At 68.2% G+C, this 21,681-nt stretch carries 16 protein-coding genes; 8 read left to right on the top strand and 8 right to left on the bottom strand.

Translation table 11 applies throughout. From position 1 onward, the window contains the following. Positions 1-3: 3 nt before the first annotated feature. Together QHF84_RS34085 and QHF84_RS34080 are read right to left on the bottom strand one after the other, a co-directional pair. A complete protein-coding gene (locus tag QHF84_RS34085) occupies positions 4-2,217 on the bottom strand; it encodes a SulP family inorganic anion transporter (protein WP_281317686.1) in 2,214 nt (737 codons plus the stop codon). A 149-nt stretch (positions 2,218-2,366) separates the two neighbouring features. Beyond that, a complete protein-coding gene (locus QHF84_RS34080) occupies positions 2,367-5,516 on the bottom strand; it encodes a tetratricopeptide repeat protein (protein WP_281317685.1) in 3,150 nt (1,049 codons plus the stop codon). 356 nt (positions 5,517-5,872) lie between these two features. Between QHF84_RS34080 and QHF84_RS34075 the strand changes: the two genes are divergently transcribed. Together QHF84_RS34075 and QHF84_RS34070 are read left to right on the top strand one after the other, a co-directional pair. After that, positions 5,873-6,484 carry a hypothetical protein gene (locus QHF84_RS34075; protein WP_281317684.1) on the top strand — a complete coding sequence of 204 codons (612 nt, stop codon included), beginning with the start codon at positions 5,873-5,875 and terminating at the stop codon, positions 6,482-6,484. Between the two features lie 147 nt (positions 6,485-6,631). After that, positions 6,632-7,360 (top strand): hypothetical protein, encoded by a 729-nt coding sequence (locus tag QHF84_RS34070; RefSeq protein ID WP_281317683.1) that lies wholly within the window; start codon positions 6,632-6,634, stop codon positions 7,358-7,360. Between the two features lie 609 nt (positions 7,361-7,969). Here the strand turns inward: QHF84_RS34070 and QHF84_RS34065 are convergent. The 3 genes from QHF84_RS34065 to QHF84_RS34055 form a co-directional block, all read right to left on the bottom strand. Then, positions 7,970-8,440 carry a nuclear transport factor 2 family protein gene (locus QHF84_RS34065; RefSeq protein WP_281317682.1) on the bottom strand — a complete coding sequence of 157 codons (471 nt, stop codon included), beginning with the start codon at positions 8,438-8,440 and terminating at the stop codon, positions 7,970-7,972. A 68-nt stretch (positions 8,441-8,508) separates the two neighbouring features. Continuing rightward, entirely contained in the window at positions 8,509-9,915 is a 1,407-nt protein-coding gene (locus QHF84_RS34060) for a hypothetical protein (protein ID WP_281317681.1), read from the bottom strand. A gap of 257 nt (positions 9,916-10,172) precedes the next feature. Continuing rightward, entirely contained in the window at positions 10,173-10,781 is a 609-nt protein-coding gene (locus QHF84_RS34055; protein ID WP_281317680.1) for a hypothetical protein, read from the bottom strand. Between the two features lie 657 nt (positions 10,782-11,438). Between QHF84_RS34055 and QHF84_RS34050 the strand changes: the two genes are divergently transcribed. From QHF84_RS34050 to QHF84_RS34035, 4 genes are all read left to right on the top strand, one after another. After that, a complete protein-coding gene (locus tag QHF84_RS34050) occupies positions 11,439-12,233 on the top strand; it encodes a hypothetical protein (RefSeq protein WP_281317679.1) in 795 nt (264 codons plus the stop codon). Positions 12,234-12,387: 154 nt separating this feature from the next. After that, positions 12,388-13,305 carry a hypothetical protein gene (locus QHF84_RS34045; protein WP_281317678.1) on the top strand — a complete coding sequence of 306 codons (918 nt, stop codon included), beginning with the start codon at positions 12,388-12,390 and terminating at the stop codon, positions 13,303-13,305. After that, the gene (locus tag QHF84_RS34040; RefSeq protein ID WP_281317677.1) at positions 13,302-14,456 is read left to right on the top strand and encodes a hypothetical protein; all 1,155 of its coding nucleotides are present in this window, start codon (positions 13,302-13,304) and stop codon (positions 14,454-14,456) included. The genes QHF84_RS34045 and QHF84_RS34040 overlap by 4 nt, the downstream gene beginning before the upstream one ends. 57 nt (positions 14,457-14,513) lie before the next feature. After that, complete coding sequence (locus QHF84_RS34035) at positions 14,514-15,134, top strand: TetR/AcrR family transcriptional regulator (RefSeq protein WP_281317676.1); 621 nt, start codon at positions 14,514-14,516, stop codon at positions 15,132-15,134. Between the two features lie 16 nt (positions 15,135-15,150). On the opposite strand, the gene QHF84_RS34030 is transcribed toward QHF84_RS34035, so the two are convergent. Next, positions 15,151-15,669, bottom strand: coding sequence for a hypothetical protein (locus tag QHF84_RS34030; protein WP_281317675.1), 519 nt, complete (start codon positions 15,667-15,669; stop codon positions 15,151-15,153). Between the two features lie 188 nt (positions 15,670-15,857). Between QHF84_RS34030 and QHF84_RS34025 the strand changes: the two genes are divergently transcribed. Continuing rightward, positions 15,858-16,361: a GFA family protein gene (locus QHF84_RS34025; protein WP_281317674.1), complete on the top strand. Its 504-nt coding sequence runs from the start codon at positions 15,858-15,860 to the stop codon at positions 16,359-16,361. On the opposite strand, the gene QHF84_RS34020 is transcribed toward QHF84_RS34025, so the two are convergent. Both QHF84_RS34020 and QHF84_RS34015 read right to left on the bottom strand, forming a co-directional pair. Continuing rightward, positions 16,318-17,349, bottom strand: a complete 1,032-nt coding sequence (locus tag QHF84_RS34020) for an ABC transporter ATP-binding protein (RefSeq protein WP_281317673.1) — start codon at positions 17,347-17,349, stop codon at positions 16,318-16,320. The genes QHF84_RS34025 and QHF84_RS34020 overlap by 44 nt on opposite strands. Then, positions 17,346-18,737 (bottom strand): sigma-54 dependent transcriptional regulator, encoded by a 1,392-nt coding sequence (locus QHF84_RS34015; protein ID WP_281317672.1) that lies wholly within the window; start codon positions 18,735-18,737, stop codon positions 17,346-17,348. The genes QHF84_RS34020 and QHF84_RS34015 overlap by 4 nt, the downstream gene beginning before the upstream one ends. Positions 18,738-18,982: 245 nt before the next feature. Here QHF84_RS34015 and QHF84_RS34010 point away from each other — a divergent pair, with 245 nt between their 5' ends. Further along, a complete protein-coding gene (locus QHF84_RS34010; protein ID WP_281317671.1) occupies positions 18,983-21,664 on the top strand; it encodes an OmpA family protein in 2,682 nt (893 codons plus the stop codon). The last annotated feature ends 17 nt before the right edge of the window (positions 21,665-21,681 follow it).

Raw genomic sequence — 21,681 nt, 5'->3', positions numbered from 1 at the left:
GCTTCAGTTGAAGAGCGTCTTCGAGGCGCCCGTCGCGAGGACCATCCGCTCGGCCAGCAGGCAAACGACGAACTGATGGAAGGACGCCGCGAGGTGCGGCGCTTCGCGCGTCATGCGCTCGAGGGAGTCGAGCGAGAGGCGATAGAGGACCGTGGGGCAAAGCGTGACGACCGTGGCCGAGCGGCGCGCGCCGAGGTAGAGGCCCGACTCGCCGACGACGGTGCCCGGGCCCATCGTGCGCAGGCGCTTGGTCTTGCCACCGTCGAGCTCGAGCCAGGCCGTGAGCTCGCCGGACTCGATGAGGTAGAGGTCCTTGGAGACCTCGCCCTGGCGGTAGATCTGGTAGCCCGCAGGCGCCTCGACGCGCTCGAGGTACTGGAGGAAGCCAGAGACGAACTCGCGGGTGCGGAAGACGTTCTCCAGTTCGTCGACGAGCTTCGTCGGCGGGAGCATGCTCGGCGGCGCGGCGCGCAAGACCTGGTTCTCGACCCATTCGAGGCCGTGATCGAGGTCGGGGAAGAAGCGGACGCGTTTCGATCCGTCGGCAAACCCGCCCCGTTCGAGCTGCTTCTTGACGGCGCTCGGAAGGTCGGTGAGGACGACCGTGACGCCGTTCGACTCGGCGAGCTTGCGCATGCGGACGAAGGAGAGGACCGCCGAGGAGTCGATGCCGTCGACGTGGCGGAAGTCGAGCAGGACGTACCGCGTGGGGGCGGGATCGTCGCTGAGCATGCGGTGGTGCACGCGCTTGAGCAGGGAGTAGGACGTGCCGAAGAAGATGTAGCCCTGGAGCTGGAGGATGTAGAGCTCCTTGCCGCGCTCTTCGAGCGTGAGCTCGTCCCCAGCGCTGCGCTCGACGTTGCTGCGGACATCGGAGCCGACGGCCGCGCGCTTGATGACATCGATGCGGCTGTAGTTGACCGCGAAGAGGACGGACGAGACGACGATGCCGACGCCGATGCCCGGGAGGAAGCCGATCCACGCGATGACGACGAGGATGATGACGACGAGGCCGTACTCGACGCGCGGGAGGCGGAACCAGGAGTCGTAGAGGGTTTCGAGGAGGAAACCCGCGCCGAGGAAGACGAGCAGGCCACCGAGGACGGGCTTCGGGAAGTACGAGAAGACCGAGGCGCCGAAGAAGAGGGCCGCGGCGCAGATGCACGCGGAGAGGATGCCCGCGACGCGGCTCTCGGCGCCGGCCTTGTGGTTCAAGGTCGACTCGCTGAGCGAGAGATACCCGACCATGCCGAAGCCGAGGCCCGCCGCGAGGTTCGCGATGCCCGTCGCGCGGAGCTCCCGATCGAGGTCGATCTCGCGCTCGGTCGCGATCTCCAGGCCCGAGGCGTTGAGGAGGATCGAGATCGTCGCGAGCATGGTGATCGCGAGGAGGTTGCCCGAATTCGCGCCGATCTCGGCCCAGTCGATGCGGAGCGCGTCCGAAGGCGTCATCGGCGGCCAGAGAGCGCCGCTCGGGAAGGGGCCGAGGAGCATGCCACGATCGAGCGCCTCGGAGACGGTGCCGCCCGCCGCGTAGAGGACGCCGTAGAACATGCCGACGGCGAAGACGAGCAGGCCCGGCAAGAGCAGGAAGTGGTGGTAGCGCCGGAGCAGGATCGTCAAGAAGATCCCGAGCGTGAGGCCCGGGACCCAGTTGACGATCGCCTCCGCGCGGAGGAGCAGCGGCAAGGACGCGAGCGAGAACTCGGTCCCCGCCATGACGGAGATGGATCCCGTGAAGAGGAGCCAACCCGTGCCCGCGAGGAAGCCGCCGACGACGGGATACGGGATGAAGCGGACGAGGGTGCCGAGTCGAAGGCCGCCGAGGACGAGGAAGAGGCCACCCGTGACGAGCGCGGAGAGGGAGCAGACCGCGACGATCGTGGGAAACGGGTCGCCGCCCTTGGCCGTGATGTGACTGCCGATCGCCGAAGCGACGAGGGCGAGGACGACGGCCGTGTTCTCCTGCGGCGCGGCGATGACGGGGCGGAAGGAGCTGCCGAGGGCGACGATCGCGCCGATGATGGCCGATCCCGCGAGGGCCATGCCGATGCCCGCCGGCAGGTATTTCGTCAGGTTGCCGGAGAAAATGAGCGCCGCGAGCGTGATGCTGAACGTGGCGACGAGGGTGCCCGACATGGCGCCCGCGAAGAGGCCCGAAAGGAGGCGCGATCCACGGAGCCCACGCCCGATGGAGGGCGCGGGCGTCGAAGGCATCGGCGGACTCTGCTGCCCTTCCATCGTCGTCGTCGGCAGAAGCTCGGGGGGCCGTCATCTTCCGCGAACAGGGGCTCGCCTGGCAAGCGCGGCGCACATCGTCGCCCCCGAGCGCACAGTCGCCGCCCGCGGAGAGGGGTCGTTTGAGCTCAGCCGAGCTCGCGGGCGATGGCCTGGGCCTGCTCCTGGAGGGCGACGGCCTCGTTCACGTGGCCCTGCTGGTGATGCAGGCTGGCGAGGTCTCCCAGGATCTTGCCCTCGTCGCGGCGATTTCCGACCTTGCGCGCGATGTCGAGGGCCTGCTCGAAGAAGGTGCGCGCGAGCTCGAAGCGGCCTTGCTCCTTGTGCAAGACCGCGAGGCTCTTCAGCGCGAGGCCCTCGTTCCACAAGCTCTGCGCCTCGCGCGCCGTCGTGAGGGCCTGCTCGTAGAAGGCGCGCGCGCTCTCGATGCGGCCCGTCGCCCAGTTGACGCGGCCGAGGCCGAGGAGGCCGAGCGCTTCGGAGGCGCGATCGCCGAGTTTTTGCGCCTCGTCGAGCACGCGCACGTGCTCCTGCATGGCCTCCTCGTGCCGGCCCTGGAGCTCGAGGACGTCGCGGCCGAACTCGTACCGCACGACGACGCTCTCCAGCGTGGGCTCGGTCGTGAGCTTGAAGTAGGCGCGGTAGAGGCGCTTGGCCTCGCCGTGGGCGTAACGCTCCGCGGCCTTGCGCGCGCCGGCGAGGAAGTACCAGCGGGCGCGCTTGGGTTGTCCGGCGCGTTGCCAGTGGCGCCCGAGCGCGGTGAGCTGCCCCGTGAGGTCGTCCTCGTGGACGATCTCGATGGCCTCGGCCGCGCGGCGGTGCAGCTCCTGCAAGCGCGCGCGGGACTGCATCTCGTAGGCCGCGTTCCGCAGGAGCACGTTGCTGAAGCGGTAGCGGCCTTTGCTCTGGGGGTTGGGGGGCGTAGCACCGCTCGCCTGCGCGTAGCCTCCATGCGCGAGAATCGGCGACCAGATGCACTGCTCCTCGCCGACACGGACGAGCTCGGGCAGGAGCGGGTCGTCGTCCATCATGCGCGAGAGGATGCGCAGGTCGAACTCGCGGCCGAGCGTGGCGGCGGCCTGGACGACGCGCTTGACCTTGGGCTCCAGGCGATCGAGCCGCGCGATGAGCAGGCTGTTCACGTCGTTCGGGAGGAGGAAAATGCTCGGCGTCGAGACGCCCGTGTCTTCCTTCTCCTTCTTCTTGCCCGCGAGCTGATTCGCTTCGAGCCAGTACGTCATGATCTCCTGCGCGAAGAACGGATTGCCGTTCGCGTTTTCGCTCAGGAACATGGCGAGGACCTCGGAGACGGGGCCGCCCATGAGGCCCTCGGCGAGCTCGCGCAGCTTCTCGCGCGAGAGCGGGCCGAGCGGGACGGCGTGCTGCGGGACGTTGCCTTCGAGCTCGATGCGGAACGGCGTGCCGTCGTCGTTGTGGCGGCAGGTGCAGAGGACCGCGACGGGGCAATCCTTCACGGCCTGCGCGACGTGGCTGATCGCTTCGAGCGAGTCGCCGTCGGCCCAGTGCGCGTCTTCGAGGTGGAAGATCACGGGCTGGAGGAGGCTCTCGGCGCGGAGCCAGAGCGAGAGCGCGGAGAGCGTGCCGGCGAAGCGGAGCTTCGGATCCATGCGCTCGTAGACCGAGCCGTCCCAGCGGATGCCGATCATCGCGGCGAAGACGCTGCGCGCCTTTTCGAGCTCGCGCTTGAGCGCGGCCTCGCTGTCCGGGAGGCGATCGATCAGGTGATCGAGGGCGTCGTCGAAGTTGACGTGTTTCTCCTCGCGGCCCGTCGCCGACGACTGCGCGAAATACTCCTTCAGCGCGTACTCGAAGGGGTTCAAGCTCGATCGGAGCGTCTGATCGCAGCGCGCGTCGATCCAGAGGATCGGGCGATCTTTCTTGTTGTCCTCGAGCCTGCGGCGGTACGTGTCGACGAGGAAGCTCTTGCCGAGGCCGGGCTCGCCGTCGACGTAGACGATGCCCGCGTTCCTGCCTTCGAAGATCGGGCCGAGGTGCGTGGTGAGCGCCTTTAGCTCCTCCTCGCGCCCCACGAGGCCGCGGGCGAGGAACTCGCGCTGCACGGCGACACGCTTGCGATCGAGGGTGTAGACGCTGATCGGCTGCTCGAAGCCCTTGAAGAGATGATCCCCCGCGGGCTTGAAGTGGTGCGTGCCCTGGGCGCGGACGGAGACCTCGCCGTCGCACCAGAGCTCCTTCCACGGCGCCTTCATCATGAGGCGCGCCGCGAGGTTCGTCGCGGGGCCGAGGCAAGCGAACTCCTGTCGTTCGGTGCCGCCGTTGAAGCCGGCATACCTGAGGCCGTGCGTGATGCCCGCGCGGATCTGCATCCCCTTCGGCGCGTTCTTGCGAATGCCGAGCGCGAAGTCGAGCGCGCGTTCGGTGTCGTTCTCGTGCGTGATCGGCGCGCCGAAGTGGATGAGGCAGTTGATGCCCTTGTCGCCCGAGTCGACGCCCGTGAACGTGCCGCCGTAGCGGCTCGCCTCGACGTCGACGAGCTTGATGAGCTCCTCGAAGCTCGGGATCTGATCGAACGAGAGGAAGACGCTCGTGACGTGGCGGAACTCGCCCTGCGGCGGCATGTCGCGGATGCCCGGCGGGACGAAGTGCGCGCCGTCGCCCTGCGGGCGGACGCGCGGCACGGGCGGGAGCGGCATGTCGGAGACGTCGGCGAGCTTGAGGACGCCCTCGGCGACGGGCGTGACGGCGCGGCCCGGGATGCGCTGCTGGAAGGCGAGATCCATGAGGATGTCGCCCTTCTCGGCGTGGTGCTCGATCGAGGCGCACTTGTCGATCGCGGGGCCGCGGAAGTAGCAGTACGCGCGCTCGGGCGAGGTGCGGACGATGCCCCACTCGAGGGCGCCCCACGAGAGGCCGACCTTGTACGAGAAGGGGAACGTGCCGAAGCGCGTGGCGCGGACGGCGCGGTTCAGGAAGAACTGGCGCATCTTGAGCGCCGCGGCGAGCGCGTGCTCGGCGACGTTGCGCCCCGTCGAGTGCGGGAAGACGGCCGTGAACGCGTCGCCTGCGAAGCCGACGATGATCCCGCCGAGCTCGTGCACCGCGCCGATGAGCGGGTCGAAGTAGAAACGCAGCGTGCCCGCGAGGATCTCGGCGCCCTCACGACCGTGCGGGAAGAGCTTCTCCGTCAGGTTCGTGAAGCCCGGGATGTCGATGAAGAGCGCCGCCGCCGCGAAGTTGCCATCGGTCCTCCCCCTCGTGTCCTGGTACAGGATGAAGTCGGGGACGAGCGGGTTCATGTCCGTGGATTCCGGCGCTCCGAAAGCGGCGGGCTCCCCCGCCGCGGCGCCCCGGCGGCCCCCCACGACGCACCGTGCAAAGTTGCCCGATGTGGTCGTAGAGGGAGCGCGACGCCAGATGGCAGAGTGCAGGGGAAGCGAGCAAAAATCAACGGAAGCTTGACGGAAGGGCGAACGCGATCCCGCAGGCGTTGGCTGTCGTCCCGCCGCGCCCGAGGGCGGCAGGAAAGTGGCGGAGGCGCGCGATACCCCCTTGGCGGCCTCGCGGGCCTGGGATACGCAAAAAGTGCCCCCGTCCTTCCGTCGAGACGGCGCCGCCGCGGAGCGCGGCGACGAGGGGGTGCGTGAAGAGACGCATGAGCGCGAGAAGACCCTCGGATTCGGAGCACGACGGCGATCTCGTCGATCCCTCGTTCGGCGCTGGGGGGTCGCCGGAGCCGCCCCCCGTCCTCAGGCCCTCGGCCCCTCCGAACCAGAGCAATGTCCTCGTCGGCGGCGGCGAGCGCGAGGCGCGCGCCTACGTGGGCCCGACGGCGCTGCCCACGGTCCAGGCGCCGAAGTCCGCGGATACAGGAAAGGTCGCGATCGCGAGCAGCGTCGATCCGCGGCGTATGCCCACCGTGCGCATCTCTCCGGGCCGCGGGCGTCCGCCGCTCGCGCCCGGCGAGCGCCCCGCGCCGCCCGAGCCGATGGTTTCCCCCTTCGGCCCGGTGAGCCCGCGCCCGGCCCCGCCGCCCGCGTTCGTCGTGCCGCATTCGGGGCCGCATTCGGGGCCGCATAGCGCTCCTGCATCGGCGAAGGTGTCCTCGCGGCCCGAGCCCGCGAGCAGCCCGGCGACGGCCATCTGGGTGCTCGCGGTGGTGCTGGCAGCGCTCGTCGGCGCCGGCGCGGCGCTCTACATTCGCCGCAACATGGCTGCGCAACAGCCACCTCCGCCCGCGCCCGCGCCCGCCGTGCCGCACTCCTGAGGTCGGCTCGATTTCGGGTTTTCCGCGCTCGCTTGGAATCAGGCGGAAAAACGGACGTTGCCGGCGAATTTCGTCGGTCGGACGGAAAAACACGCACCGTCGAGGCGGTCCGCGCATTGCATTCGTGTCCGGGTCGGAGGACCGAACATGGATCGGAGCACGTATTGGCTCAGGGCTGCGTGGAACGATTTCCTCGCGTTTCTGCCGGATCTCCTGTGGGGTCTCGCCATCCTGGTGGTCGGCTATTTCATCGCGAGGCTGCTCGCCTCGATCGCGAGGCCGATCCTGCACCGGGTGGGCTTCGACCGGCTGGTCGATAGGCTCGGCATCGCGGTGCGAGCGGACCGAACGGAGCAGGGATCACGCTGGGGCGCGTCGATCGTCTTCTGGGTGACGATGCTCATCGTAGTGATGTACGCAGCCGACGCATGGCGGCTCGGCGCGGTGGCGGCGGGGATCGCGGCGATCATCGCGTATTTGCCGCACGTGCTGGCGGCGGCGGTGATCTTCGGCGCGGCGCTGCTGTTCGGGAACTGGGTGCGCGCGCGGATGCTGGAGACGAGCGGGCCCATCGTGCCGGGCGAGTCGTCGACGACGAATTCACAACGACCGCTCGTAGCGGGGGCGGTCCGGGCCGGCATCCTGGCGCTCGGCGCATTCATGGCACTGCGCGAGCTGCAGATCGCCGAGGAGATCGTGACGCTCGCGTTCTCGTTGACGCTCGGCGCGATCGCGCTCGCCGCAGCGCTGGCCTTCGGGCTCGGCAGTCGTGACGTGGCCGGGAAAGTGGCGCGTCGCTGGTACGAGGAGCGGCTCGGGAAGCGGGCCGCCGTGGGCGGGAACGAGGACGAGTCGCAGATCATCACGCCTCCTTGAGGCGAGAATGCACCGGTTTTTCCCGCTCATGATTGCGGCGTGCTCGGCGACGTCCGGGCGGGAGCGGGAGCGGGCGACGCTCGGGATCAAGGTGGAGGCCGTCTACGGCCTCCGCCTCCGCTTCGGGTTGGATCACGTACGTCTGTTGATCCCCAGCGCGGTCGAAGCAGTCAGTCGTCGTGACTGCCACGACCGCCGACTGGAACGTCTTCGCGATCGAGTTCACGGATCTGACGCAAGAGTCCGTCTTGGTCCCCGGGAACCAGCACGAGGCTGCCATCGCTCCTCTGTACAATGAGGATGCGATGACACCCCCCGCAGCGAACCTCGAATATACGAGGATGCTGGCCCGGAGCGCACCGAAAGAGATTGTGCGCGATTGGCCGCAGCGTCGCGCGGTTCACGGAAGACAGAGCCGCGCCGCACCGGGGACATGCCGCATGTGGGCTTGGCCCGAGACCTGTGCTGTCGAGGACGATCTTCCGGCCGCTCATCGATCGCTCGATTCTACCACAACCCGCGCTCCACATCAGGGCGTACGACCTTGATTCCACCAGCGATTCCGCGCGCATGCGGAGCGGAAGCAGCGAACGATCCGTTGGTGTTTTTTCACGACGCCGCCGCGGGTGGACCGGCGTGCGGCGCGTCGTATGCCTGGCTCAGCGCGCCGAGATTCTCGACCACCAGGATGTGGCATATCTTGTCTTCGCGGAACGTGCACACGACCACCCACTCCGTGAAGAAGACGGCACCATTCTTCATCACGCGCAGCGTTTCGTCGCCGGTCACCACGGCCTTCTCGTCGTTTGCAAGGAAGTCATAATAATTGAATCCTACGTGCTCGACCGCGGAGGGCATCACACGAAAATACTCCGCGACCCCATCCCTGCCCCGGAACTCGCCACTGAGAGGCGTCCCTGGCCCGATCGAGACCTTGTAGACGACATCGTCGGTGAGGTTCGCCAGCAGAATCCGGGGGTCACCCGTGGCCGCGAACTCCTTGAAAATTGCGCGTAATAGAGTGAGCTTTTCGTCGGCGGTCATCCTGAGCTCCTTCCCGTCGCGGAGGTGATGGTACACGAAACGAGGCGTCGCGCGCACGGCGGAGACGACACCGGACTCGGGCCAGACCTACCCCTCGGATGGCTTCATTCTGGAGCGACGCGCAGCCGCACGGCAAAGCGATCTGCGAACGGCGCCGCCGGTGCGCCCAGGTGCAATACGGTGCCGGGTTCGAAGGTCTGTTTCGATCGGACGGGACGGTTGTGCACGGTGTCCAATGCGAGCAGCTCGCAATGGCTCGTGTCCTCCGGGCACGGCTCCGAGCAGATGTAGAGCTCGCCTGGGGAGAAATTCGGCTCAACGCCGAAGGCGACAACTTGTGCCTCCAGCGCTCCTCCCGTCGTCCCGATCGACACGTCCCAGCTTTGTCCCGGGCACCACGGCCCCTGGCAAGGCCGTTCGATCCATCGCGTCGTCAGCGTCGTCGGATGCTTGTCGTCCAGAGCGAGCGGCTCCTCCGCCGGCTGGCAGGAGGTATTTCTCATCGGGCTCAGCCGCTCCTCGACCTCGGGATGAATCCGAGTTTCTCCAGGTCCCTGGAACCATGCCACGTATTCGCCCGGCGGCACGTCCAGCGCAAAGGCGCTCCCCGGCTGCGCAGGATCGATGTAGAAGTTGCGGTCTGCGCCCAAACGAGCCCCGGTGGCTCTGCCGAACGTGCCGACGGCATCGCCGCCGGCACATCGATAGAAGCCGACGCTCGACGAGAAGTACGGATCCGTCGGGACAGGATCCATCGTGACATGGAGGATGCGATCGTTCGGGACCTCGAACCGAAGGAGCGCCTCCTGTATAAAGCCGCCGCCCCAAGGTCCACAGCCCAACGTTGCGTCGGTGTCGGTCAGCGACGGCATGCTCGGATCGCAATCCATGAGCCTGAGACACAGGTCACCTAAGTATTGAGGTGGTTCCGTCCGCCAACCTGAGAACGCCTCATCGAGGCGAACCCCGAATTCAGCCTGAAACACGGCATCGATCTCCTGACGAGACCCATGTTGCGGCGCACGCGCATAGAACGACAAGAAGCGCGACGAGCCGAACTTGTCGATGAGAAATCGCACGAAGCTCGCGCTCGCGTTGTACACCCCGAAGCCGTTCGCCGCGACCCAGCCATAAAAAGCTTCTGTTTCCACCAGCGTCTCGATAGGATCGGACGTATCGAGGGGTCCTTGGCTGTCGAGCGTGTTGAGGCAGCCGAGGACATCGGCGAGCCCCTCCATAAAAAGGGCCGGCGCCTGTCCCATGAGAGAGGCATTGGCATGCACAATCTCGTGAGGATGCACCGGATTAAAGGAGTAAATCGTCGTACCATCCGCACAGCCAGCCGCGCCGACAGTACCGCATCTAGAAAGCCCTTCTTTGCTTCGAGCATAGTAATATTGGATTCTCTCGCCAGGTGGGAGGGTTGCGCCCAGGAACTTGGCGTTCGCGCTGTAGTAGCGCTCGAGCCACTGGGCGGTGCCGTCGCACGGCGGTGTGCCTCCCTCTTGCACGTAGTACTCGAAGTGCTCGCTCGTAAAGAGCTTCGTGAAGACGGGTTCCTCACCGCCGCACGCTGCAAGGGACAGGAGGGCTGCACGGAGAAGAAGCCGGGCCGGCCCCACCCGTGCGGAACGGGGGCCCCGTGAACCGATGAAGTCGCATACTGCAGGCATTTGGGTACCCCTGAATCTTGCGTTTGTTGCGAGAGGGATGCTCCGCGGGCTGCGAAACCGGTCGATGCGTCGGGTCCTCTGGTCGACCCGGGCCCTCAGGGCTGCAGGCAATCCGCAGGGACCTTGCAGACGCCGGTCGCGCTATCGCAGCTCGCGTGCGCGAGCTGGAACTGCGCCGCTACCTCGGGGTCCTCGAGCTGCGCTCGGCAATCCGAGGGGCGCGGCTCGTCGGCCATGCAGAGCGTGACCACGTCCCCTTTCTCGCGGATCTCTCCCTTCAGCTCGACGTTCTGGCACAGGCCGGCGGAGCACGCGTACTCGGCGTTCGGAAATTGCGGGCACTCGTCGTCCGCGTCGCACGCGACGAACCTGCACATCGACGCATCAGTGAACCACGCGCCGCTGTCCAACCCGACGACCGAGCAGATCTCGATGAACCTACCCCAGGCATACGAATAAAAAACCTTGCCGCTCTCGCCGCTGCTGCTGTCGCACTGCGCCGGCGGCGGCGCATCGAGGGGCTTTATCGCGCAGCCCTCGTTGTAAGAGCCGTCTTCAGCGCACGTCCACGAAAACGTCGCGCCTGTCGTGTCCCGCACGACCTCGGGGTTGGAGTTCCCGCAGGAGATGTTCAGCGCGGCGGAGAGAGCGACCAGCAACCACACCCCCCTGGTCAGACCGTATCGAATCTTGCGCATCGACATGTTGCTGTCCATACGACGTACAGCTGGATGCTGTGTCAAATGTGAGCACGAATTCGCCTGCCGCCTGCACCCGTTCGACCCCCAGCCGAGGCGCCCGCGCCCCTCATCGCGCCCTACCCGAGCCTCGCTCCACCTGGCTCGCGCCCACCCGGTTTCCTTCTCCATCACGGACCCACGTGGAGCTGCCCCGTCCAAGCTCCGACACGCACCCGGCAAAAGGCGGCTCACCCCCGACGAATCGCCGCCTCGAACCCGACGAGAGCAGACCTCCGCCCTCGAACGACGCGACACGAACCTCGCTCGGGTCGGACGTGGCCCTCTTCGTTCGAGCATCGGACGCCACTTGCAACGGGGAGCAGCCCCCTCGGACCGAGGTCACCGACGAACATGGGCGGGCGGCGCCCGGCTCGCGCTGGGTTCGTGTCGCGAAGGAAGAGGGTGTAGCCCGTTTCGACCCGCGTCCAAGCCCCACGAGGCGAGACCTCCACCCACCACGACCCTGGTGCGACCTCCACGCTTCGGGCTCCCAGCCAGCCCGCGCCCGGGATGGTGTCGGGGCCACGGATCTCCCTTGCCTTCCGGGTCGACGTCGATCCAACGTGTCGTCCGCATCACGCCCACCCTACCGGAGGGCCGACGTACCCGAGGACAGCCTGCATGGGACCTTCTCTCGACTCTCTGATTCGCCTGTACACGTTTTCGACCGGTCGGCGGCTCTTCGCCCTGCACCAGGTGCGAAAGCTCGCCCAGGCTTCTGAACTCATCGACCTCGTGGGGCACACGGGCAACGCGATCGCCTATGACACGGACACGCGCGCGCTGGAGGCGCGATGGGCCGGGCGAAAGCAATCGACGTTTTCGCCCGAAGCCAGGCAGCTCGACATCTACGTCGACGCCGCCCTCGGCGCCTTCCGCGACGGCGCGGACGCGCAGATCCGCGCCTGCGCGCCGGGCGATCCGATCGCAGACGCGGCGCTCAAGATGCTCGACGTCCTGTTCCCGAAGGGCGTCGGCGCCATCACGACGCTCGGCTTCGTGGACGAGCTGGCCGAGGTGAACCGCATTCTGGAGCGGGTGAACGAGCCCGATTACAAGGCTCTCGTGACGGAGCTCGGTCTCACGCGGCAGGTGGCGCGGCTCGCGGGCCTCGAAGGGCAATACCGCGCCGCCATCGAGGGGACGGGCGGGACCTTGACGTATGCCCAGGTCAAGGACGCGCGTGCCAAGGGACAGTCGCTCCTGCTTCAGGTCGTGGCGATGATCCTCGGGAAATACCCCTCGGACAACGAGGCCGACCTGGCAACGCGCGGAGCGCTCCTTTCGCCGATCCTCGTGCAAAACGAAGCGATCCGCCGTTACCTCCGGGATCGGAAGCCGATCGAGGACGTGAACCCGGAGACGGGGGAGATCGAGCAGACGCCGCCGGCACCGGAAGCGACCGGAACGCCCTGACATTGCCGTCCAGCCCGTGTCGTCTTCGACGCGCAAAGCCTCGCGGACGCCTGAATGGGATCGGGCGATGTAGCAGCCCACGCCCTCGCGTGCGTCCGACCTCACCTTCCTCGTGGACGCGCCCTGTCGTCCTGGGCAAGATGGCGCGGCCGTCATGAGGCTCTCCCCTGCCCCTCTGCTCACCGCACTGATGCTCGTGCTCTCGGCGTGCGCGAAGGTCCCGCGGATCAACACGACGCCGAATACGCCGGTCCTCACCGAACCGAAGAGGATCCTCGAGCTCGGCAAGGTTTCGCGCGGGGACACGCGCTCGCCGGACCATAGCGGCGGCTCGTACTGCAAAAACGGCGGACGCACGGGTCAGGACCTCGATCACCTCTACGGCTTCGAGGTGCGCGAGACGGCGAGCTACCGCTTCGAATTCGTCCCCGAGACGTTCGAGGGTGTGATCCAGATCCAGAAGAAGCTCGGGGGCCCGGGTCGCACCGGGATCGGCTGCAAGGGCGCGCATGCGGGCCAAAAGGCGACGCTGTCGCTCCCGCTCGAACCCGATTTCTACTGGGTCATCGTCGACGGAAACCTCTGGGACGAGGCGGGGCCGTACACGTTGCGCGTCGATCGCGACACCTCGGAGACCGCGGTGATCCGCCCCGAGGAGCCCGCGCTCGTCGCGCCGCTCTGCGCCGGCGCGCCGCTCCTTCGTCCAGGCGAACGGACGTACGGGGCGTTCGAATCGAAATCAGGGGGCGCGCGCGCCTCGTGTGGCCTCCTCGGGGGAGGATCCGTGCACCGGCTCTCCCTGGCCGCGCCGACGCGCATCCGCCTGCGCGCGGCGGCGCATTTTCAGCTCGCGCTGGAGATCCGGAGCGGTTGCCACGAAAAGCCGGTCGTCTGCACCCCCGCGGAGGCGGGGCAATACGAGGTGGAGGTCACGGCCGACCTGCCGGCGGGCGACCATTTCGTGGTGCTGGATTCGACGCAGCTCGGCGATCGGAACACGAATGGGAGCCACCTCGACGAGGCCCGGCTCGCCGGGGCCTACGTGATCGACGCCGAGGAGGTGAAACAATGAAGGCGGAACGCGCAATCGTGCTGGCGAGCCTGCTCGGGCTCCCGGCCTGCGCCTCGCATGCCGGAGCGAGCATGGATCGGTGCGGCCCGCCGCCCGCCATGGAAAAACCGCTCGTGTCGATGGGCCACGATCCGAAACCCTTCGAGATGCGGCACTCGCCGGAGAAGATCTTCCCGGGAAAACCCGGCGGCTACCTGTATCGATTCGAGCGGGAGGACAGCGGCACGACGGAGTCGCTGCGCGCGATCCACATGATCCGAGGCGGGCGGATCCTCGTCGTGGGCGACCACGGGACGGCGCTCCTGCGTGATCCGAAGACGGGCTGGCAACCCGAGACCACGGGGACGACGGAGAACCTCCACGCCCTGGTCCCGGTGATCCATTACAAGGAGGGGGAGACCCTCACGGAAGAGCGGAGGAAAAACCACCCCTACCTCGCGGTGGGGTCGAACGGGACGGCCGTCTTCCGCGACCTCTCCGGCGTTTGGCGGGTCGAATCGACGGGGACGTCCGCGGATCTCTTCGCATTGGACCACCTCGGCAAAACGACCGTGGCCGTGGGCGCGGGCGGGGTGATGGTGCAGCGGTCGCTCGAGGGGGTCTGGCGGACCGTCAAGACGCGGACGACGGCGGATCTGTATGGCATCGGGGGCTGCGGAGGATATCTGTGCGCCGTCGGCGCGGCAGGGACGATGGTGTATTGCAGATCCCGGGAGGGGGAGCTCGTGTGTATCCCGCGTCCCCCGCCGACGCAGGCGGCGCTGCGTGTGGCGGACGGGGCGCAGATCATGGGCGACGGGGTTTGGCTCTCGTACGTGCCGACGGACAAGGGCGAGCCCGAACCGCCGGCCTCGTTCGCGCCCTGGTCCGTGGCGAAGGATTTCATCGCGGGGGAAGAGATTCGCGCCGTGGAGCACAACCACTGGGGCGGGATCAGCGAAATGCTGGCCGTGGGGCGTCGGAGCACGGTGTGGTTCCAGGGAGGCCTGTTCTCCGATAGACACAATCTCGAAAAAGTGAAATTGCCCTTCGAGGTGGATTTCCACGACGTCGCTTACGAGCTCGTGGATGGATTTCTCGTGGGCGACAAGGGGACGATCGTGCACCTCGGCGTCCAGGATTTCGTGCCGGACCACATTTGCCTGCTCTGAGCGTCGCGGGGACGAAGTCGGGTGTGCGTGCTGCACGAGCATGCTACCGCGCCATCGATGGTGCGCCCCAAGGATGCTTGCTCCGAGGAGACCTGGAACCGGATCGTCTCCGCGGCGCGACACGAGCTGGTCGAGACGGAGGAGGGCGACGTCGACGTGTCGGTCCGGCAGGTCGCGACACGCGCGGGCGTGAGCCTGGGGACGATCCACTACTACTTCCCGACGAAGGAGAGTTTGCTGGAGGCGTGTCTCGACACGTACTACGAGCGGCTCGGCGCGCTGGTCGTCGAGCTCGCCCCGCTCGCGACGCGATCGGATACACGCGCCGTGATCGAGGAGACGGCGCGGCGAATCTATTGTTTTGCGGTCGCGGAGCGGCAAAGCCTCAAGCTGCGCGCGAAGCTCAATGCACAGCTCGGGCACCTCGAGCCGCAACGGGCCCGGCAGGTGCGCGGGCCCATGCTCGACGCGTTCGCTTCGCTGATCGGAAACATGGGCGGCCTCGGCGTCGCCGAGGCGCGGCTGACGATCCAGACGATGACCGGCCTCATCATGCACCTCGCATTGCTCGCGGACGCGGACCTCGAGCAGATCGCGGGCGTTGGAGGCGAAGCCGGGCGGCGGATCGTGGAAGATCACGTCGCCCGGGTCGCATTGCGGCTGGTATTCCCGAGCTGAGCCTGCTTCGTGGGGCTCAATCGTTGCAGAAGACCTGCATCGCGCGCGGATCGGTGTAGTCGCAGCTATTGATGTAGGACGCTCCGGCGCAGACGCCGGCGGTCAACGCGTCCGGCTCGAGACAATCGCAGAAGTCGCTGCCGTTCGTCATCGGCGTACACCCGGCGGGGAGGGGCCGGCACTCGGTCTGCCGCGGCGGCTCGCCGGCGCGAACGACGCAATACGTGTCGGGGGCGCAGGTCTGCCGGCCATCACAATCGAACGACTTGGCCGTGGTCGCCTCCCAGCGATCGAGAATGCAAAGCCTGTTTCCGATGACCGGGCCGCCCTCGCCGCAGGTCACCCACCGGTCGTCGTCGATCGGCCCGACACACGTCGCCTCGCCGCACGCGAGCTCCTGCGAGTCGCTGCCGATCGTCACGGAGCAGGTGCAGTCGCCGGAGCCGCCCGGGCCGTTCGTGTTCGAATCATCCCCACAGGCGAGCAGGCCCGAGGCGAGCGAGAGAAGGACGAGTGATCGAAGCAAAAAGCGCATGATTCCTCCAGGAAGGCCGCGAGCCTAGCGCGGCCAAGGGCGCGCGCCGCCCCACGAATCGGACGCTGTCCGAACCCCACGCCGACAAACCGAATCGCCGATCACGGTCGCGCGCCGCCAAGACCACGAGGCGCGCTGGCCTTGACTGTCCGGCGAACCTGCCACACATAGGCCGAACGGGAGGCGAGATGAACGACTGGAAATTGCCCTGGGAAGGTGGATGCCGCTGTGGTCAGGTTCGGCTGAAGATCACCGCCCCGCCGATGGTCACGGCGGCCTGCCATTGCAAAGGCTGCCAGCGGATGAGCGGCAGCGCCTTTTCGCTCGGCATCTTGCTTCCGAGCGACGCCTTGCAGGTGACGCAGGGCGAGCCCGTGCTCGGCGGCCTGCACGGCCCGGTCCGCCATTTCTTTTGCCCTCATTGCAAGAGCTGGATGTTCAACCGGCCCCCCGGCGCCGACACGATCGTCATCGTCCGCCCGACGATGCTCGACGATGCGAGCTGGTTCTGGCCGTTCATCGAGACGTGTATCGAGGAAAAACTCCCCTGGGCGACGACGCCCGCCCTGCACGCCTTCAAGGGCTTTCCCGATCCCGCGGATTATGGACGGCTGATGAAGGAATTCGCGGAACGGTTCGGGGCGGGATTCAATCCCCCCGCGCCAAACCCTGCGAGAGCGCCCGTCGCATGAAGAGGTCCTCGAGCGTCTCGCGCCGCGGGACGACCTCGATGACCTGCGCGCCGTCGTCGAGCGCCGCCCGGAGCACGTCGCCGACCTGCCTCTCGCCCTCGATCTCCACCACGACCACGTCCGCGCGCGTGCGCACGCCATGCCCTTGCTGTGCAAACGATCGGCGGAGCGCCTCGCTCGCGCCCGCGAGCGTCACGTCGGTCCGGAGCACGTCGCCGCGCAGGAGCTTGCGAAGCGCGCCACGCACGACGACGCGGCCCTCGCGCAGGATGGCCACGCGATCACACATCGCCTCGACGTCGCTCAGGATGTGCGTCGAGAAGAAGATGGTCCGGCCCGACGCGCGCTCTTCGAGGATGAGGTCGCGCACTTCCTTGCGCCCCACCGGATCGAGGCCGCTCATCGGCTCGTCCAGCACGAGCAGCTCTGGATCCGAGACGAGCGCCGCCGCGAGCCCCGTCCGCTGGAGCATGCCCTTCGAGAGGCGGCGCACCGGCCTGTCGGCCGCGTACGTGATGCCCACCTTGTCGAGCATCGCCTGCGTGCGCGACGAGAGCGCGGCGCCCGCGAGGCCCGAGAGGCGGCCGCAGAGCGTGACGAACTCGCGCGGGGTCAGGTACGGGTAGACGTAAGGGTTCTCCGGGAGAAACCCGATCCGGCGCCGCGCCTCCGCGCTCGGCACGCGCGCGCCGAAGAGGAACGCCTCGCCGCCCGTGGGCTTGATGAGGCCCGTGAGCATCTTGATCGTCGTGGTCTTGCCCGCGCCGTTCGGCCCGAGGAAGCCGAAGATCTCACCGCGCCGAACATCGAAGTCGACGCCCTTCACGGCCTCGACGCGGCGGCCCCAGAACCCGATGCGGAAGGTCTTCTTGAGGCCTCGCACCTCGATCAACGTCTCGCCCGCGGTCGTGTTCTCACTCGCCGCGCCGCTGTCCGCGCCGCCGCTCTCCGCGCCGCCGCCCACGTCGATCGCCGCTGCCTCGCTCATGCGCCGTCCTCACCGCCCTCGCGACGCGCGCCGGGCACGCTGCTCGTGTACTCGTGCAGCTTGTACTGGATCTTGCGCGGGCTGATGCCGAGGATCGTCGCGGCTTTCGAGGTGGATCCCTTGCACGCTTCCAGGGTCCGAAGGATCGCGTACTTCTCCAGATCGTAGATCGTGCTGCCGGGGATCGGCGGCATCGCGCCCTCGCCGCCGCCCACGTCGAGCGAGGCTGGCAGGTGGCGCCGCTCGACGCGCGGGCCGTCGCAGAGGACCACCGCGCGCTCGACCGCATTTTCGAGCTCGCGCACGTTGCCGGGCCAGCCGTACGCCGCGAGGGCCGCGAGGGCGTCGTCGGTGAAACCTTCGATGCGCTTGCCGTTCTCCTCGGCGTAGCGGCCGAGGAAGAAGGCCGCGAGCTCGGGGATGTCGCTCGCGCGCTGGCGGAGCGGCGGGATCTCCAGCGTCACGACGTTGAGCCGGTAGTAGAGATCCTCGCGGAACTGGCCCTCGGCGATGCGCTGTTTGAGGTCCTTGTTCGTCGCGGCGATGATGCGGACGTCGACCTTCAAGGTCTCGTTGCCGCCGACACGTTCGATCGTGCGCTCCTGCAAGAAGCGCAGGAGCTTGACCTGCGTGGCGAGCGGGATCTCGCTGACCTCGTCGAGGAACAAGGTGCCGCCGCTCGCCTGCTCGAAGCGGCCTTCGCGCCGGCCGACCGCGCCCGTGAACGCGCCCTTCTCGTGGCCGAAGAGCTCGCTCTCGAGGAGCGACTCGCTGAGCGCCGCGCAGTTGAGCCGCACGAGCGGCGCCTTCGCGCGGGGGCTGCCGCGGTGGATCATCTCGGCGACGAGCTCCTTGCCCGTGCCCGTCTCGCCCACGATGAGCACGCTGGCGCGGCTCGGCGCGACTTGCTCCACGAGCCGGAGGAGCTTGACCATGCTCGGATGCGAGGCGATCACGTGCCCGAAGGCGTTTCGCTCGCGTAGCTTCTGCCGGAGGCGCGAGTTCTCCTGGAGCAGGCGCGCTTGCTCGACCGCGCGCTCGACGACCACTTCGAGCACCTGGAAGTCGAGCGGCTTCGTCAGGTAGTTGTAGGCGCCTTTTTTGACGGCCTCGACCGCGCTCGAGATGGTGCCGAACGCGGTCATCACCACGAACGTCGCCGTGGTGCGCGACTCCTGCGCCTTTTCCATGAGGCCGATGCCGTCGAGGCCCGGCATCTTGAGGTCGGTCAGGACGACGTCGGGCGCGAACTCTTCGAGCTTGCCGAGGGCCTTGAAGCCGTCGGCCGCCGTCTCCGTCGTGTACCCCTCTTCGCGCAGGATCTCGGCCAGCGCAGCCCGCGCGTTGGCCTCGTCGTCGACGATCAGGATTCGGCCGCGGGAACCCATGCTGGCCCCTTCGTAGCACGGGGTGCGGGGCGAAGGGCGCCTCTCGGGCGCCCCGAAGCCCGGAGCGTCGAATTGCGTCGTTCCGACGGGTGGCTCGGCCGGTGGTCCCGCGAGGTGGTCCCGATCCGTACCGGGACACAACCGGATAGTTTCTGCTTTCTCACGAGAATGATACAACCGCCCGCGCAGCGAGGACGGTCCACTCCCGTGGGGGGAGAGACCCCTCCCCCGCCTTTCGAGGGTCGATGCGTACGCTTGAGAACGCCTCCTTTGCCGAGCCGCGGCGGCTCGTCGCGCTCACCGCGCTTCCCATGGCCTTTTGCCTCCTGGTCACCGCGGACGCCGAGGCGCAGCAACCGTTCGGCCCGCAGCCGCCGCCGGGGCAGTTCCAGCCGCAACCAGGGCAGTTCCAGCCGCCTCCGGGGCAGTTCCAGCCCGCGCCGGGACAGTTCCAGCCGCCGCCGGGACAGTTCCAGCCACAACCGGGGCAGTTCCAGCCGCCGGGGCAGTTTCAGCCGCAACCGGGGCAGTTCCAGCCGCCGGGAGGACAGCCCCCGCCGCCCGCCGGCCAGGGCCCGATGACGCAGGAGCTGCCGCCCGCCGGCGAAGCGCCCGCCGAGCCCCCGAAGGTCGACGAGCTCGAAGAGCGCGCGCGCACGCTGATCGAGCAGCCGAACACGTTCGGCTCGACCGGCCTTCTGCGCACCTCGTACGCCGGCTCGGGCGCGGCCGGGACGTTCCGCGTCTCGTTCCTCAGCGACTTCTTTTCGACCTCCAACTTTCTCTGCGATCCGGATCTGTCGACGGCGGCCGGGCAGCGGATCACCTGCACGCGCGACAACCTCCCGGATTCGGCGAGCCACGTCGGCGCGTTCTTCGCGCTCAGCGCGACGCCGTTCTCGTTCCTCGAAGCGTTCGCGGCGATCCGCACGTACGCGAACTCGAACGATCAAGGCAAGCCGCAGCTCCTGCAGGTCCTCGGCGACACGAACTTCGGCGTGAAGGCGTTCACGCCGTCGCGCGTCGGGACGTACTTCTCGTTCGGCGCCGAGGCGCAGGTCTTCTTGCTGAACGGCACGGGCAGCGTGGGCGTCTTGGGCGCGGGCACGAGCGCGTTCTTCCGCGCCCTCGCGAGCGCCGACTTCCGCAAGCCCGGCGGGCAAGGCTTCCCGCTGCGCGTCAACGTGAACCTCGGCTACAAGGTCGACAACTCCGGCCAGCTCGTGCGCGAGGTGGAAGAGGGGCGCGCGCTCGAGTACCGCGACGGCCGCAACCGGCAGCCGATCTCGCGCATCGAGCGCTTCGGCCTCGGCATCAACCGCGTCGACTTCTTCACGCCGTGGATCGGCGTCGAGCTGCCCTTCCGCTTCGCGCAGCCGTACGTCGAGTACACGGTCGACATCCCGGTGAACCGGCAAGGCTACGAGTGTCATACGGGCCGCGTCTCGCGCGGCGACGTCTGCCTCGGGCTCGCCGATTTCAGCGCGGATGATCCGCAGGCCGCAGGCGGCCCCGGCTACGGGGCGTTGCCCTCGCGCCTCACGATCGGCACGCGCGTGACGCCGTTCAGCAAGGCGTTCCGCGGTCTGTCGGCGCACGCGGCCGTGGACATCGGCCTCTCGGCGACCTCGGTGTTCATCGAGGAGGTCGCGCCGCAAGCGCCGTGGACCGTCTACCTCGGGATCGCGTACGCGTACGACACGAAGGAGCCGCCGCCTCCGCCGCCTCCGCCGCCTCCGCCGCCTCCGCCGCCTCCGCCGGAGCCCGTGATCCTGCCGGCGCCGCAGTCGTTCGTCCGCGGCACGGTGCACGAGACGAACAAGCCCGAGGCCGTGATCCCCGACGCGATCGTCTCCATCGAAGGGAGCCAGGATCCGCCGTTCGCGACGAGCGCCGGCGGCACGTTCCTCACGCGTCACCTCGAGCCCGGGACGTACACGTTCTCGGTGCGCGCGACGGGCTACAAGCCGACCACGTGCCAGGCGACGGTGGTCGCGCCGCCGCCGCCCACGCTCCCGAAGGCCGAGCAGCCGGCGCAACCGGCGCAGCCCGCAGAACCGCCGGCGGGCCAGCTCGGCGCGCAGGGACAGTTCGGTGGGCAGGTCCAGTTCGGCGCGCCGGGTCAGTTCGGCGCGCAGGGCCAGTTCGGTGCGCCTCCGGCGCCGTTCGGTCAGCCCGGCGCGGCGCAGCCGCAGCCCCCGGCGCCGGCGCCCGCGACGCCGCCGCCGCAACAAGGTCCGTCGATCGTGGACGTCGACTGCGCGCTCGAAGCGCTGCCGAAGATCGGCGCGATCTCGGCGGTCGTGCGTGACGCCGAGACGGGCGATCCGATCCCCGCGGCGGTCGTGCGGATCGTCGACGCGACGGGCAAGGAGCGCACGGCGACGGCCGACGGCAAGGGCGTGGTCTCGTTCCGCGATCTGCCGCTCGGCGCGACGAAGATCCGTGCCGAGGCCTCGGGCTTCATGAACCACGTGAGCGACGCGGACGTGCGCCTGAACGACGAGGCGAAGGTCTCGCTCGCGATGAACAAGCGCCCGGCGGCGCGGGCCGCGAGCGTCAAGGTGCAGGGCAACGAGATCAAGATCTCGCGGCAGGTGCACTTCGAGAGCGACTCGGCGAAGATCCTCGGCGACTCGAACACGCTGCTCGAGGAGATCGCGGACGTCCTTCAGCAGAACCCGAAGATCCGCAAGGTCGAGATCCAGGGCCACACGGACATCACGGGCACGCGCGAGCGCAACCAGACGCTCAGCGAGCAGCGCGCCCAGGCCGTGCGCACGTGGCTCATCTCGGCGGGCGTCGACGCCTCGCGCCTCGTGGCGAAGGGCTACGGTCAGGACAAACCGCTCGGGCCCAACGTGACGGCCGCGCAGCGCGCGAAGAACCGCCGCGTCCAGCTCATCATCCTCGAAAAGGACAAGTAACCATCCTGCGCCACGGC

The organism is Polyangium sp. y55x31, assembly GCF_029946505.1.
Taxonomy (GTDB): domain Bacteria; phylum Myxococcota_A; class Polyangia; order Polyangiales; family Polyangiaceae; genus Polyangium.
This window is presented reverse-complemented; position numbering and strand designations above follow the sequence as displayed.

Coding starts and splice junctions, on each gene's coding strand:
- QHF84_RS34085 (WP_281317686.1), bottom strand. CDS start 2,217: ATGCCTTCGACGCCCGCGCCCTCCATCGGGCGTGGGCTCCGTGGATCG.
- QHF84_RS34080 (WP_281317685.1), bottom strand. CDS start 5,516: ATGAACCCGCTCGTCCCCGACTTCATCCTGTACCAGGACACGAGGGGG.
- QHF84_RS34075 (WP_281317684.1), top strand. CDS start 5,873: ATGAGCGCGAGAAGACCCTCGGATTCGGAGCACGACGGCGATCTCGTC.
- QHF84_RS34070 (WP_281317683.1), top strand. CDS start 6,632: ATGGATCGGAGCACGTATTGGCTCAGGGCTGCGTGGAACGATTTCCTC.
- QHF84_RS34055 (WP_281317680.1), bottom strand. CDS start 10,781: ATGTCGATGCGCAAGATTCGATACGGTCTGACCAGGGGGGTGTGGTTG.
- QHF84_RS34050 (WP_281317679.1), top strand. CDS start 11,439: ATGGGACCTTCTCTCGACTCTCTGATTCGCCTGTACACGTTTTCGACC.
- QHF84_RS34045 (WP_281317678.1), top strand. CDS start 12,388: ATGAGGCTCTCCCCTGCCCCTCTGCTCACCGCACTGATGCTCGTGCTC.
- QHF84_RS34040 (WP_281317677.1), top strand. CDS start 13,302: ATGAAGGCGGAACGCGCAATCGTGCTGGCGAGCCTGCTCGGGCTCCCG.
- QHF84_RS34035 (WP_281317676.1), top strand. CDS start 14,514: ATGGTGCGCCCCAAGGATGCTTGCTCCGAGGAGACCTGGAACCGGATC.
- QHF84_RS34030 (WP_281317675.1), bottom strand. CDS start 15,669: ATGCGCTTTTTGCTTCGATCACTCGTCCTTCTCTCGCTCGCCTCGGGC.
- QHF84_RS34025 (WP_281317674.1), top strand. CDS start 15,858: ATGAACGACTGGAAATTGCCCTGGGAAGGTGGATGCCGCTGTGGTCAG.
- QHF84_RS34020 (WP_281317673.1), bottom strand. CDS start 17,349: ATGAGCGAGGCAGCGGCGATCGACGTGGGCGGCGGCGCGGAGAGCGGC.
- QHF84_RS34015 (WP_281317672.1), bottom strand. CDS start 18,737: ATGGGTTCCCGCGGCCGAATCCTGATCGTCGACGACGAGGCCAACGCG.
- QHF84_RS34010 (WP_281317671.1), top strand. CDS start 18,983: ATGCGTACGCTTGAGAACGCCTCCTTTGCCGAGCCGCGGCGGCTCGTC.